At 33.2% G+C, this 15,185-nt stretch carries 8 protein-coding genes and 3 tRNA genes; 6 read left to right on the forward strand and 5 right to left on the reverse strand.

What is annotated here, in order from left to right; all coding sequences use genetic code 11:
• Positions 1-58: 58 nt before the first annotated feature.
• From BMY33_RS00550 to BMY33_RS00570, 5 genes are all read left to right on the forward strand, one after another.
• Positions 59-1,675, forward strand: a complete 1,617-nt coding sequence (locus BMY33_RS00550; protein WP_091404033.1) for a glycoside hydrolase family 16 protein — start codon at positions 59-61, stop codon at positions 1,673-1,675.
• 106 nt (positions 1,676-1,781) lie between these two features.
• Positions 1,782-4,106 (forward strand): beta-glucosidase BglX, encoded by a 2,325-nt coding sequence (bglX, locus tag BMY33_RS00555; protein WP_091404036.1) that lies wholly within the window; start codon positions 1,782-1,784, stop codon positions 4,104-4,106.
• Between the two features lies 1 nt (position 4,107).
• On the forward strand, positions 4,108-4,866 hold the full coding sequence (locus BMY33_RS00560) for a glycoside hydrolase family 16 protein (RefSeq protein WP_091404039.1): 759 nt from the start codon (positions 4,108-4,110) through the stop codon (positions 4,864-4,866).
• 318 nt (positions 4,867-5,184) lie between these two features.
• A complete protein-coding gene (locus tag BMY33_RS00565) occupies positions 5,185-7,356 on the forward strand; it encodes a beta-1,3-glucanase family protein (RefSeq protein WP_170836970.1) in 2,172 nt (723 codons plus the stop codon).
• 25 nt (positions 7,357-7,381) lie between these two features.
• The gene (locus BMY33_RS00570) at positions 7,382-11,305 is read left to right on the forward strand and encodes a family 16 glycosylhydrolase (RefSeq protein ID WP_091404046.1); all 3,924 of its coding nucleotides are present in this window, start codon (positions 7,382-7,384) and stop codon (positions 11,303-11,305) included.
• A gap of 70 nt (positions 11,306-11,375) precedes the next feature.
• Here the strand turns inward: BMY33_RS00570 and BMY33_RS00575 are convergent, their stop codons facing one another.
• From BMY33_RS00575 to BMY33_RS00590, 4 genes are all read right to left on the reverse strand, one after another.
• Entirely contained in the window at positions 11,376-11,984 is a 609-nt protein-coding gene (locus BMY33_RS00575; RefSeq protein ID WP_091404048.1) for a hypothetical protein, read from the reverse strand.
• Between the two features lie 200 nt (positions 11,985-12,184).
• Positions 12,185-12,258 (reverse strand) — tRNA-Arg (locus tag BMY33_RS00580).
• Between the two features lie 15 nt (positions 12,259-12,273).
• A tRNA-Pro gene (locus tag BMY33_RS00585) sits at positions 12,274-12,348 on the reverse strand.
• Positions 12,349-12,407: 59 nt separating this feature from the next.
• Positions 12,408-12,491, reverse strand: a tRNA-Ser gene (locus BMY33_RS00590).
• Between the two features lie 256 nt (positions 12,492-12,747).
• On the opposite strand from BMY33_RS00590, the gene BMY33_RS00595 reads away from it, so the two are divergent.
• Positions 12,748-14,370, forward strand: a complete 1,623-nt coding sequence (locus BMY33_RS00595) for a hypothetical protein (protein WP_139195564.1) — start codon at positions 12,748-12,750, stop codon at positions 14,368-14,370.
• Positions 14,371-14,445: 75 nt separating this feature from the next.
• Here BMY33_RS00595 and BMY33_RS00600 read toward each other — a convergent pair whose 3' ends face one another.
• The gene (locus tag BMY33_RS00600; RefSeq protein WP_091404055.1) at positions 14,446-15,006 is read right to left on the reverse strand and encodes an RNA polymerase sigma factor; all 561 of its coding nucleotides are present in this window, start codon (positions 15,004-15,006) and stop codon (positions 14,446-14,448) included.
• Positions 15,007-15,185: the final 179 nt, after the last annotated feature.

The raw sequence follows: 15,185 nt of genomic DNA on the forward strand, positions 1-15,185 counted from the left end.
TGCTTCAGTGTATTATATAGAAGTAAAGTATACTAACTGAGGACAAAAAATGATTTAGATGATACATACATATAAAAAAATACTCCTATTAATAATCTTAGCAACATTCCTTGGTTGTCAGGATGATGATGCAGAGTTAGGAACGATTCTACCGCCATCCAATCTACAGATTGATGCGGTTATAGAGGATGGACAAACGGGTAATGTTACAATTACTCCGCGAGCTGATGATGCACTTAATTTCCATGTTTTCTTTACTCAAAATGGAGATCCATTAGTAGCTAAACCAGGAGAGTCACTAACTTTTAGGTATACGCAATCGGGTCAATATTCGGTTTTTATTACAGTAGTTGCTTTTGGAACAGGAGGAACATCTTCTTCCCAAACAATTGAATTAGATTTGGATGTACGATTATTTATAGACCAAGAAACTCTTCAGATGATCGGTGGAGATGGTAATAAAAGATGGGTTTGGGATCGTAGTGTTGGAGGGCATTTTGGTGTTGGACCTACTACTAATGATTTTCCGGAGTTTTTTAGTGCTTCTCCAAATCAATTAGATCCTTGTATATATGATGATGTGCTTACATTTAGTTATGATGCTAATGATAACTATAGCTTCGAGTTAACTACAGGAGATGCTAATCAAAGTTTTATGAATTGGGCTGAGGTGACTAGATTTTTTCCGAATGATACGCCAACACAGTTTGTCGATGAATGTAGAGATATTACTGATCAGATAGCTACTAACACTAGTTTTGTGATTTTTGAAAACGAAGAAGGAAAACGAATTATTAGTGTAGAGAATAGTATGTTGTCTTATTGGTCTGGTGCTATGGAATATGAAGTAATAGAACTTACTGCAGATAAACTTAGTGTTCGTGGTATTCAAGAAGTTTCTAGTGATTTTGGAGGTGGACAATTAGCATGGTATCATACATTTGTTCCAGAAGACTCAGGAACTGGAGATATAGCAGAGCCACCTTTTGATACATTAGTATGGGCTGATGAGTTTGATACAAATGGAGCTCCAAATGCAACAAATTGGACATATGATCTAGGAACTGGTGATAATGGATGGGGAAATGGAGAATCGCAATCATATACTGATGATGCCAGCAATGTAATTGTAGAAGATGGATTACTTAAAATAACAGCGAAGGCTGAAAATGGAGGGTACACTTCTTCTAGAATAAAGACTCAAGATTTATTTTCATTTACTTATGGAAAGGTGGATGTTCGTGCAAAGTTACCAACAGGTGGTGGAACTTGGCCTGCTATATGGATGTTAGGTTCTAATATAACAGAAGTTGGATGGCCAAACTGTGGAGAAATTGATATTATGGAACATGTTGGAAATAATCAGGATGTAGTGTCCAGTGCGCTTCATTTCCCAGGAAATAATGGAGGAAATGCAATTTTTGAAGAGACAAATATTGCAGGGGCATCAACAGACTTTCATGTGTATAGTGTAGAATGGTCATCAACAGAAATAGTGTTTTCTATTGATGGCAATCCATATCATACGTATCCCTATTCAAATAATTTACCTTTTTATAATAATGATTTCTTCCTGATACTTAATGTAGCAATGGGAGGAACTTTTGGAGGAGCCATAGATCCTGCATTTACAGAGTCTACTATGGAAATTGATTATGTAAGAGTTTATCAATAGATATACACTTAGTTTTAAATTGTTTTTAGCAGGAAGGTTATTTACCACAGATAGCCTTCCTCATTAACATTAATAATGCTTAAATAAAATTTTTAGATTGTTTATGATGAAAAAGAGTGATTTCATATTTGTTAGTATCCTTTGTAGTTTGTTTTTAGTGAGTTGCAATTCTTCCTCAGAGAAACCCGAAGGTGTTACTACTAATACAACAATCGTTTCGGACGGTTTAGATAGTAAAATAGAAGCAAAAGTAGATTCACTTCTTGCTATTATGACCTTAGAAGAAAAGATTGGTCAGATGAATCAATATAACGGTTTTTGGGATTTAACGGGTCCACAACCTAAGGAAGGAGTAGCTGCTAAAAAATATGAACACTTACGAAAAGGTTGGGTAGGCTCTATGTTAAATGTTAGAGGAGTCGAAGATGTAAGAAAAGTACAAAAAATAGCCGTAGAAGAATCGAGATTAGGAATTCCTCTTATTATAGGGTTTGATGTTATACACGGATATAAAACAATGAGTCCTATTCCACTCGCCGAATCTGCAAGTTGGGATATGGAAGCGATTAGAAAATCTGCTGAGGTAGCAGCTTTGGAAGCTTCTGCAGCTGGAATTAATTGGACCTTTGCACCAATGTTGGATATATCTAGAGATGCCAGATGGGGAAGAGTTATGGAAGGTGGAGGAGAAGATCCTTTTTTAGGTTCTAAAATTGGTGTTGCAAGAATACAAGGTTTTCAAGGAGAAGACCTATCTGCAAATCATACTATCGCTGCTTGTGCAAAACATTTTGCAGGATACGGTTTTTCTGAATCTGGAAGAGATTATAATACCGTAGATGTGGGAACTTCTACTTTAAATAATATGATTTTTCCTCCCTTTGTAGCTGCAAATAAAGTAGGAGTAAAAACTTTTATGAATTCGTTTAACGTGCTTAATGGTATACCTGCAACAGGGAATAAAATGTTACAGAGAGATATTCTTAAAGGGGATTGGGGTTTTAATGGTTTTATAGTTTCGGATTGGGGGTCGATTACAGAAATGATAGCTCACGGATATGCAAAAGACGGGAAAAGTGCTGCAGAAATGGCAGCTAATGCTGGATCAGATATGGATATGGAATCCTATCTATATGTAGAACATTTAGCTGATTTAGTTAAAGAAGGAAAAGTAAAAGAACATTTGATAGAGGATTCAGCAAGAAGAATTCTTAGAGTAAAATATGAACTGGGTTTATTTGATGATCCCTATAAATATTGTGATGCGAATAGAGAGAAAACAATTTTAGGAAGTAAAGAAAATCATGAGACAGTACTTGATGTTGCTAAAAAATCCATTGTATTACTTAAAAATGAGAATAAATTACTTCCACTAAAAAAGGAAGGACAGAAAATAGCTTTAATTGGAGCTTTAGCAGAAGATAAAAATAGCCCATTAGGAAGTTGGAGAATTGCCGCAGATGATAATACAGCTGTTTCTGTTTTAGAAGGAATGAGACAATATAAAGGCAATACATTAGTTTATGCCAAAGGAGCTGATGTTTCTTTAGGAAATACGGCATTTGTAATGGAAACTAAAATTAATACTACAGACAAAAGTGAGTTTGGAAAAGCAATTAAGGTTGCAGCGCAGTCTGACGTAGTGGTAATGGTTTTAGGTGAAGTCGGTTTCCAAAGTGGAGAAGGAAGAAGTAGAACAGAACTTGATCTACCTGGTGTACAACAAGACCTTTTAGAAGAAATTTATAAAGTCAATAAGAATATCGTTTTAGTTTTAAACAACGGGAGACCATTGGCTATTACTTGGGCAGATGAACATATTCCCGCAATCGTCGAGGCTTGGCACCTTGGTTCACAGAGCGGAAACGCGATAGCTCAGGTTTTATATGGAGAGTATAACCCTAGCGGAAAATTACCGATGTCATTTCCTCGAAATGTAGGTCAAGTACCGATTTATTATAATCATAAAAATACAGGTCGACCAATAGAACCAGCTCCTGATATTGTTTTTTGGTCACATTATTCGGATCAAGAGAACTCTCCGTTATATGCATTTGGTCACGGGTTAAGTTATACTAGTTTTGAGTATAGTAATTTTAAGATAGATGCAGAAGACAGTTCGGTTAATACTCCAAAAATTAAAGTGTCTATTGATGTAACTAATTCAGGTGATTATGATGGAAAAGAAGTGGTGCAATTATATATTAAAGATCTGTTTGCAAGCGTTACAAGACCAGTAAAAGAATTGAAAGGTTTTGAAATGACTTCTTTAAAACCAGGGGAAACTAAAACAATTAATTTTGAATTGAACGCTGAGACTTTGGGGTTTTATGATAATGATAATAATTGGATTGTAGAAAAAGGAGGGTTTGAAGTCTATGTAGGTGGAAGCTCTGATAAAACTATTAAATCAACTTTTGAATTAAAGTAAAATGAAAAAACTCTTAACCTATTTTATTCTTTTATCATTCTTTTGTTCTTGTCAAGAATCGGATCCAATTATTTGGGAAGAAAATTTTGATGAACCTCAGTTAAATGAGTCTTATTGGAATTATCAATTAGGAGATGGATGCCCTAACTTATGTGGTTGGGGTAATAATGAAAGACAAATTTATACTAAAGAAAATGCCAAATTAGAAAACGGTAATTTGATTATTACTGCGACTAAAAAAGGTGATATCTATGGGTCTAGTAGGATAACTACAAAAGGCAAAATTGAGTTTCAATATGGTACGATAGAAGTACGTGCTAAGTTACCCACTGGACATGGGTTATGGCCTGCAATTTGGATGTTAGGGGCAGATATTGATGATCTAGGATGGCCGGACTGTGGCGAAATAGATATTATGGAATATGTAGGGAAAGAACCTCATACCATTTATACGTCTTTACATACTAGAGAAAGTTTTGGAGACACCGTGAATTCTAAGAAAACTATTGATTATGCTATAGAAGAAGGTTTTCATGTTTATAAATCTATTTGGACTAAAGAAAAAATAGATTTTTATATAGATAATAAACTGGTTTATACATTTTCTCCAGAAATTAAAAATGATAAAACATGGCCTTTTGATAAGCCATTTTATATAATTATTAACCTTGCCATTGGTGGTAATTTTGGGGGTCCAGAAGTTGATGACACTATCTTTCCAAAGAAATTTGCGATTGATTACATCAAAATCCGGAAATAAATACCATGATAACAAGGAATATTTAATTCAGCTCTACCCTTGATTTTAGCTCAGTATATATTCGATATACAACTAAAATCAGATTTAAGACGTTGATATTTTTTTAAATATCACACACGGAAATAGATAATGGATGTATTTAAAAACACTTCTATTTATCAGGATTACTTGGGAAAAAACATATGTAGTGTTCTGATTGTTTGGTTGAAACAATCAGAGTATAAAAAATAGTATGGCTGTATGTATAAATTACATATGGCTTAGGATTATTAATATGAATTTTTTAAAACTAACTTAATTACACAAACCATTTTAATGATGAAAACAAACCTATTCTTAAAAACCGAACCAAAAATCAAGAACTTTCCTAAACTATTAGGACTACTGCTATTTTTTAGTGTTGTAGTAAAAGGACAAACTTTACCTTATGAAATAGTGAATACCTCAGAATATCCAGATAATGAGGTTTTTGTTGCAATAGTAGGTATTACAGATGGACATGTATGGGTAGACCCTGTAAATGGTCAGGTTCATAATATGGATCCATCAATTAATACAGTGCAAGGACCTGTTATTGATGGAAATCAAGGGCCTGGGCTTGATGGGAAATATGCAGATTGCTTTCGTAAACTAAGTGATATCCCAAATAAAACGATTCAGATTCCCAAAATAGGCGGATGCCGAATAATGATTTCCTTTAAAAGTCAATTGTATTTATACTTTTTTGGACATTCTGGATCACCAAGTGGGTATGCTGCTCCTAATTTAGCGAATCATACTGATCCTAATCAAGGTATTAAATTTGAATTGATCGAATTAACTTTCAATGATTTTGGACTTTGGTGTAACACATCAAGAGTGGATGCATATCAATATCCTATGGGACTGGAAGTTTGGGGGGACAATTTTTATAAAAAAGTTGGAGAACTAAAGGAGCATGCTGAGATTTTAGATCAATGGAAGAGTACAGCTCCTAGTGAGTTTCAAAGCTTATTAAAGGAATCTGATGGCTCAATTCATTTCCCTACAAAAGTAGAAACGTTTCCCGATAACTTTATGGATGGATATATTAATGATATATGGTCCAAATATTCAAATCAGGAACTGGCATTTACATCAGATGCTGGTATTTGGAGAGGAAGTGTGCAAGGAACTAATTTTGTTTTTAGAAGAGATAGTGATGGTCAGATAGGAACTATTTTTGGTAAGCCAACAACTATAGAAGCTATGGAAGGTAGTGGTGTTATGGCATTAGGTGATCGATGGGATTTAGTGGTGCAATCTCAAATGGTCGCTGCAATTACGAGGCATGCTGTTGATTTAAATATATCTTCAGGAGTTTTACAAGATTTTGGTGATACTTCTAAATATTACCAAACCTGGCCTTATAATTGGTATTCTAAGTTTTTCCATCAAACGGATATTAGTTTCGAAAGTCAAACTTACACTTTTGCTTATGATGATGTTTATAATCAATCTGCTACTATTCATACTCCTAATCCAAGGAATATTAAAATTACATTAGGAGGGATTGATGGAAATTCTACACCTAATGATCCGCCAGTAACATTGTACCTTGACTGTTCTTATTCTGGAATTGAAGCAGGACTTTCTGAAGGTAGTTATACTTTATCTCAACTTACTTCTTTGGGAATACCTAATGATAAGGTGTCTTCTTTAAGAGTGAGATCAGGGTATAAAGCAACTCTTTATTGGGATGACAATTTTACGGGTGCCAGTTTAGTAAAAACAACTGATGATAGTTGTTTAACTAATGACGATAATTGGAATGATAAAATGACCTCAATAATTATTTCTAAAACAACTGATAATGAAGTAAGTCAGTTGATTGAGGCAGAAAACTTTTCATCTATGAATGGAGTTCAGATTGAACCCTGTATCGAAGGAGGAGAAAACGTAGGATATATTGATAATGGAGATTGGATGGTTTACAATAATATTAATTTCCCTACTTCGGGTAATTATCTTATCGAGTATAGAGTTGCTGGTTTGGGAAGTAATGCTAGGTTATCTTCAGATTTAAATGCAGGAGCGATTATTTTGGGAGAAGTTGATATACCGAATACAGGTGGATGGCAAAATTGGACTACGGTTTCTCATTTAGTTACTGTAAGTGCAGGTACATACCCTTTTGGGATATATGCAATATCAGGTGGCTGGAATATTAACTGGATTAAAATAACAAATCAAGATTCACAACGACTTAACGAAATAGATGATGTTAAAACGGATAGTTTCGAAATAATTACGTTTCCAAATCCAGCAATAGATCAATTAAATATTTATGGAGTTACTAGTAAATTAAGTCTATTCATAGTTGATGTATCTGGAAAAGTAATTCAAAAAATACAAGTTCCCGCTGGTAATGAAGTATTAAAAGTGGATATAAGTTCTTTACAAACTGGAACTTATTTTATTAAGACGTATCAGAATAATACTTGGAACGTTTCAAGATTTATAAAAAAATAACTAACACAATCTAATAATTTTAATTATGAAAAAGGGTTTATTTTTTAAAGCTATTACAATTTGCATTATTCTTATTTGGTCAATAGAAATAGGATATTCGCAATGCTCAGAACTTATTTTTAATGATGAATTTAATGGATCTACTGTTGATCTTACCAAATGGAGTTTTGATAATGGAGATGGTTGTCCCACACTCTGTGGTTGGGGTAATGCAGAAGAACAATGGTACCAACCAGAAAATACCACTGTACAAAATGGCAATTTAGTAATTACCACTAGAAATGAAGCTGCAGGTGGTAAACAATTTACATCATCCAAACTGATAACCGCAGGGAAGTTTAATTCGAAATATGGACGATATGAAGCTAGTATAAAATTACCATCAGCCGGTGGCATTTGGCCCGCTTTCTGGATGTTACCAGAGAATGGGAGTTGGCCTTTTACAGGTGAAATTGATATTATGGAATCTCAGCATAAAAATCCTGAAAGCATAGGTGGTACGGTACATTATTCTAATGGAGGATGGCAATATAACGGAAGGGAATTCAACGCTGGATTAGACCTTTCTGCTGGTTTCCATGAGTATGCTGTGGAATGGGAACCTAATGAAATAAGATGGTATGTTGATGATCAGTTGTATCATACGGTAACTCCTGGTAATACGGTAGACCCTTGGCCTTTTAGTGAAGGAGATTGGTATTTAATACTTAATGTAGCAGTTGGAGGTCCTGGAACTCCTTATACAGGAAATATCCCGCCTACACCAGCAGATTATCCTACGCAGATGGAAGTTGATTATGTTCGGGTATATAGTGGAACTTTTAACACACAGCTTGTTGGAGATAATAATGTTTATGAAGGAGAAACAGATAAGCCTTATACAATTACACAAACAGAAGGAGCTTCTTATAATTGGACGGTACCTGCAGATGCAACGATAACTTCTGGCCAAGGAACGAATTCTATATTGGTTGATTGGGGGATTGCAGAAGGAGATGTTAGAGTTGTGGTTAATATTCCAGAATGTGGTACAAACGAATTTAAGATGAGCGTTTCTGTGGATCCTGTTAAAACTTTAGAATATGTTTTTGAAGATTTTGAAGGAAATAGAAACTTAACCTATACATCAACCACAGATGGTGCATTAAGTGAATCTGTTCCAAACCCTGGGTCAAGTAATAGTAATAATTCTTCAACTGTAGGAAGGTATATAAGAGCTACAGGAGCACAATATGATGGATTGTATATGACAACGTCCAATATAGGGAATGCTTTGGAGTATACTTCTGGAGAAAAATCCATTTGGTTAGATGTGTATAGTGATGCACCGATTGGTACAGAATTTATACTACAGATAGAAAACAGTTCGCTCTCGGCAGGTGATTGGCCAGCGGGGCGTCATAGTAGATACAGTGCGAAAACAATTTCCCAGAATCAATGGGAAACATTAGAGTTTGAGTTATTAGATAGGCCAGATGCTAGTGTAGGAGCTTTAGATGTGGATCAATTTGTATTATTGATTGATCCAGATAGTTTTACAGGACATACAGTGTATATTGATAATATGCGGAAAATGGATGCACCTGATCCTACTTTATTAGAAGAAATTATTATAGCTGATTATGATGAAATAAATCAATTAGAATTATTTTTTGAAAATGGCGAATATTCCGTAGATGTGCCTAACCCAAATCCAAACGATGTTAATAATAGTGCTAGCGTAGCCAAATATGAACGAGGAACTTTTGAGCTATATGATGTTGTGAGTTTTAATACGGATGCTATAAAAGATTCAAGTTCTTTTATAGATGGTGATAATATCTTTTTTATGGATGTTTTTACATCTGCTCCCGTAGGAACAGAAATTTCTTTGAGTTTAGAAAATCGTATTGGATCAGATAATGATTTTCCAGCAGGAAGAAATAGTCAATATACAAGTGTTGTCAAAGAACAGAATCAATGGCATACTATCGCATTTAGTTATACTACAGCTCCAGATGCAGGAACATCTAATTTATCTATAGATGAGATTTCAATTCTTTTTAATCCTAATTCTAACATATCAGAAACATACTATTTTGATAATTTTAGATATGGTATTACTGAGTATCCACCTACGTATGAATTCTCTGAGATGATTCATAATTATAATGGAGTAAACAATATTTCATTAAATAATACTACGACGGGTAGTTACATAGAAAATATAGTAAACCCTGAGGTAAATGATGTAAATAATTCATCACAAGCAGGGCGTTATGTAAGAGATAATACAGAGCTTTATGATGTGTTATTTTTTGATACTAATTATATAACGGATGCCAGTTCTTATGTGTCTGAAGAGAAGAGGTTTGCAATGGATGTATATACAACTGCTCCGATTGGAACTATTGTTAGTTGGCAATTAGAGGCAAGTTCATTATCTAATACAGATAATTACCCATCAGGAAGGCATAGTATTTATCAAGCAGCAATAAAGGAGCAAGGTAATTGGCATACTTTAGAATTTATATTGACAGCTACACCAGATCTGATTGTAACAGATGCTCAGATAGATAATATAGTTTTACTTTTTAATCCTGGACAAGAATCTGGTGATACATTTTATATTGATAATTTAAGAATTTTAACTCAGGAAGATGAACAGGATTTACCAGTGTTAACTTCTATTGTAATAACTCCTTCTACAAGTAGTCTTAATTTGGGACAAGATCAGTTATTTCAAGCACAAGGTTATGATCAAAATGGAGAATCTTTTGATACTACTTTTAATTGGACTAGTAATGGAGGTTCTATAGATGCAAATGGTTTATTTATAGGCTCAGATATAGGAATTTATACTATTACCGCTTCAAGCGGATCAGTTTCTGGTATAGCATCCATAACGGTAAACGAAAATGCTAGTCCGTTTGAAACTATTCCGGGAATAATACAAGCTGAGGATTACAAAGAAGGTGGAGAGGGTGTAGGTTATCATGATGTAACATCTGGAAATACAGGAGGAGCTTATCGTCAGGATAATGTAGATATAGAAAATACAGGAGATGCTCTTGGAGGAATCTACAATGTAGGATGGATTGACGCTAATGAATGGTTAGCTTATGATATAAGTGCTACTAATTCTAATAATAGTTATGATATCGACTTCCGTGTAGCCTCCCCTAACGGCAATGGTAAGTTTCATTTAGAGCTGAATGGAATTGCCATTACGGAAGTGATATCAGTACCTAATACTGGCAATTGGCAAGATTACGAAACAGTTTCTGTAACAGGAATTTCAATAAATAACGGAGATCATGAATTACGAGTTGTTTTTGATTCGAATGGTTTGAATCTCAATTTTATAGAGTTTAGAGCTTCAGAAGATACCAATACTACTAATTGTACAGGATTGGCAGTGAATAACCAATATAGCTATGAAATCTCATCAGATTCAACAAACCCTACTATAATGTTTGTTCCTGAGTTGGTTGGAGCTGGGGATAATATTTGTATTTTATATTATGGTACTAGCGCAATGGGGCCATATCCAGGTTACTTAGTTACTCCTAATACGCCATTCCAAATAAATGCTAATATTGGAGAACAGATCTATTTTTATTACACTTACAGTTTACCAACAGGAGGTGAAAATAATACGGCAGGATCTAAACATGATTTTGTAGTTGGATCTTGTAGCGATGACTTACAAAGGTTAAATGACAGTATTTTCGAAGTTAAAGTGTATCCAAACCCAATATCTGATAAAGGGCAAATTGTTTTACAATCGAATCATCAATTTATTCGATATAGAATCGTAGATATTTCCGGGAAGTTGATAACACATGGTATGATTGGTCAAAAGGAAGAGAGAATAGAATTTAATTTAGAAGGAAGGGAAACAGGAATATATTTTCTAAAGTTATATGGTAATTCATCAAAGCAAAGTTATAAATTACTAAAAAAGTAGTTAGTAATGTTGTGATAATAAAAAAGCGGTAATATTAATATTACCGCTTTTTTTATAAAACCAAAAAAGATTATTTTGCTTTTTTCTTAATATACTTTGCAAGCTCTTTAGAAAGTTTCGCATATCCTTCAGAAATTCTATAACCAGTGTTATAATCATTTCCAAATGCCCCTCCTCCTGGAACTTTTATGTAATTAGTAGAATATAATATCTTGTCCGGGTTAGCAGTTTCATAGACCGTAATCGTAGCATTAACTTTAGCAGGTTGTCTAGAAACACCAACATTATATCCTGGATATATCCACGTAGTTTTCACTTTCATAGTGTGTGTAGCACTAGTAAGGTCCTTACCAACTTTTACAGCTCCTTCGTCAAAACGTTTGTTAAAAGATTCGATGAATTTTGGTTCATATCTTTCTTCTCGATCTGCAAACCAAGATTTTTTAAATTCTTCTCCTTTACCTTCTCCTGGATTTTTCTTTTCTCTTTTTTCCATTTTATCCTTTAGAAACTCTTCTTCAGTGTCGAATTTGTGGACTTTAATGTTTTCATAATCAAAGACAAGGTTATACTCAGTAATTCCTTTTAGGTTTTTGATACTTCCTTCTTGATCTTTTCTTTTTTGAGCAAAAACAACAGTAGTTGCCATAATAATAGCTACAAATAATAGTTTTTTCATAATTAGGTTTTTTTTAACGTTCGCAAAGATATTTATTTTTTAAAATTATCTATGTATAACATTATATAATTAATAATTCCAATCGGGAAGATCAACTAGTATGCCAATATATTGTTATATCATATTATTTATAGATGCTTCTATTAGAGGAAATATGCAGAAAACAAAAAAGTCTTACCTTTAAAAGATAAGACTTTTCGTGAGCCCGATAGGATTCGAACCTATGACCGCCTCCTTAGAAGGGAGGTGCTCTATCCAGCTGAGCTACGAGCCCGTAACTCTATTATTGTCGGGGTGGCAGGATTCGAACCTGCGACCTCCGCGTCCCAAACGCGGCGCGATAACCGGGCTACGCTACACCCCGAAGTGTAACTATTCAAAAATTTCAATACTAAAAAAATAAAATAGTCATTGAAATAATTGCGGAGAGACAGGGATTCGAACCCTGGCAACACTTACGCGTTGACAGATTAGCAATCTGCTCCATTACCACTCTGGCACCTCTCCTAAATTCAAAAAAAATTATGAACTCCACATTAATATCTCAAATGCGGATGCAAATGTAGCTTTTATGAATCTACAATGCAACATTTTTTTAGCATTATTTGTAATTTATTAGCATTGTTTTTTTAAAAAGTTGAAAATCAGATTTTTTGTCGAAAATATTTTTTTTTAAATGTTTAATAATTGTTTTAGAGTTTCTAAAATAGACGTTTCAATCAAGAATCATATATTTGTGATACTTGACCTAATATGATGTGATATGATTTCAGATAAAAAGTCCTCTAAATTGAAAATTAAATTCTTAGTACTATTTGCAGTTTTTCTATGTGGATATTCTTATGCCCAAAAGCCTATTCTTTCTAAAGATTTCAATTTTGAAATAGGAGAGAAGTATAAAAGAATTAAGAGTGCTAATTCTTATTATGTAGCATCAGGAGATAGAATGGTGGCAATTAAAAAAGGAAGAAAGAGCATGACTATTCAACGTTTTTCTTTAGATGATCTAAAAGAAGATGTAAAGAAAAGACAGGTTATAGAGGATAAAGGTGATTTTCAGACGGTCATGGACCTTAATGGAAAAGCAGTCGCTTTTTATACCGTTAAAGATAAAGCATTCGCGCAAAAAATATCTCTTACCGGAATTATAGCAGAGAAACCGGTTTTGGTAGGGAGTGATAAGGATAATATTAATAATGATGTTGGTTTTAAAAGTACCTATGGTTTTGATGCAGGCGGAAGAATTAACAAATTTGTTTTTAAGAAATCATTTGATGGCACTAAATTATTAGTGTTGTTTAGAGTTAAAACAGCAAATGATAAAGCTGATAAAATAGGAATTAGTGTATATGATTCTAGTTTGAAGCTTATTTGGAGTCGAAAAGTAAAATTGCCTTATGCCAATAAGTGGTTGGAAAATGAGGATTTTGCTATTGATAATGAAGGGAGTTTCTATATGACAGCTTCTGTTTTTAGTTCTAATGCTGAAGAAAAAAATAAATTAGAGTATTCTTATAGAACTGAAGTTTTTAAAATAAAGGAAAACCCTAAAGAAATTATTAAAAGCAAAATAGAATTACCTGGAAAGTCTATAATGGATGCCGTTATTGGTTTAGATAAACAAGGTAAAGTAAGAGTGTCGGGTTTTTATGTTAATAACGATAATAAAATAGAAGCTTCTGGTATGTTTTCTGCAAAGTTAGATGATACTGGACTTGTTTCTTCTGTTATTAAAAGTGACATTCCTACAACTATTGTTCAGGACTATGCTTTAAAAAGAGAAACAAGAATTAATGAAGGAACTCAAGACGAAAAAGATAAACTAGATTTTGAAAGTTTAAAGGTGAATAATGTTGTTTATAACGATGATGCCAGTTTTGTGATTTTGGGAGAACAACGATATGTTGAGTCATTTACTACATCAAGTTCTTCTGGTTCTAGAACAACATATAAATACTATTACAGAGATGTAATTGCTTCTAAAATTTCTTCTGAAGAGACAGTGAAATGGTTTCATAGATTACCTAAGTATCAAACAGGAGCGAGAGGAAAAAAGAGTATGTCTTATATGAATTTTAAAAACTCGGGAAAACATTATTTATTTCATATAGATGATTTTACGAACCTTAAAAGGTCTTTTGATGAATATCCAACTAGATATTTTGATGGTAAAAAAGAGTTTCTATATTTAACGTCTTATACAATTGACGATGCAACTGGAGAAGTGATAAAAGAACCTATACTTACCGGGAGTGATATTAGAAATTCTCGTCTTGATAATTTAGAAGTTTATAAAGCAGCAATCTTGCCTAATCAAGACATGATTTTCGAAGCCTATGATGGTAAAAAGAATAATTTGTTACTAAAAGTTTCTTTGGCTAAATAACCGGATTTTTTATGAGTATATGGAACCTGTTGCCTGTTTCATCTAAATATTTTGTGTGATATAATTGGTTAATTTTCAAAAACATGCTAGTTCTTGGTAGATAGGATCTTGTTGTATAATTTCTATTAATTTCTTTTTTGCTCTAAACTTTTTTTTTCTAATGTTAACTTCGTTAAATCCCAAGGTAACAGCAATTTCTTGCATTGATTTGCCTTCAAAATAAAGGGTCAGTATTTTTTGATTTTCATCACTTAGTTTTTGAAATGATCTTTTGTATAAATATTTTTGTTCTTCGTTTTCTAAGAAATTTCTTAAAGTATCATTGGCACCTTCATGATAGGTTTCATTAATTTCTCGAGTAGGAAATCTTTTTTTGTTTTTTAATTTGGTTAGCCATTGATTTTTGCAAATTCCAAAAAAATAAGAGACAATAGAACCTTTAATTTTAAAATTATCAAACCTCAATTTTTTATATAATTCCATTATAGACTCTTGCATGATATCTTCTGCATCTTCAGTATTTCCTTGATTGTTTAACACATAGTTTTTTACATATTTAATTTGATTTTGATAAAACTCGTTTAGAATGTATTTATCTCCATTAGTGATTCCAATAACAATCTGATTTGTGTTCATTTTTTTTATTCTTTATATGTTTAGATTACCCTATCCTTATCATAAAGAAAATTGACTTCTATAAAAATTGAATTAGGATGGATTTCTTATTTTGATTTATATTAAAAGAAAAACGATAAATGATCTTTTTAGATGTAGTGTCTTGTCCAATTCAAAGGTAGGTCGGAGACTTATAGATT

The sequence above is a fragment of the Aquimarina amphilecti genome (assembly GCF_900109375.1).
GTDB classification, from domain to species: domain Bacteria; phylum Bacteroidota; class Bacteroidia; order Flavobacteriales; family Flavobacteriaceae; genus Aquimarina; species Aquimarina amphilecti.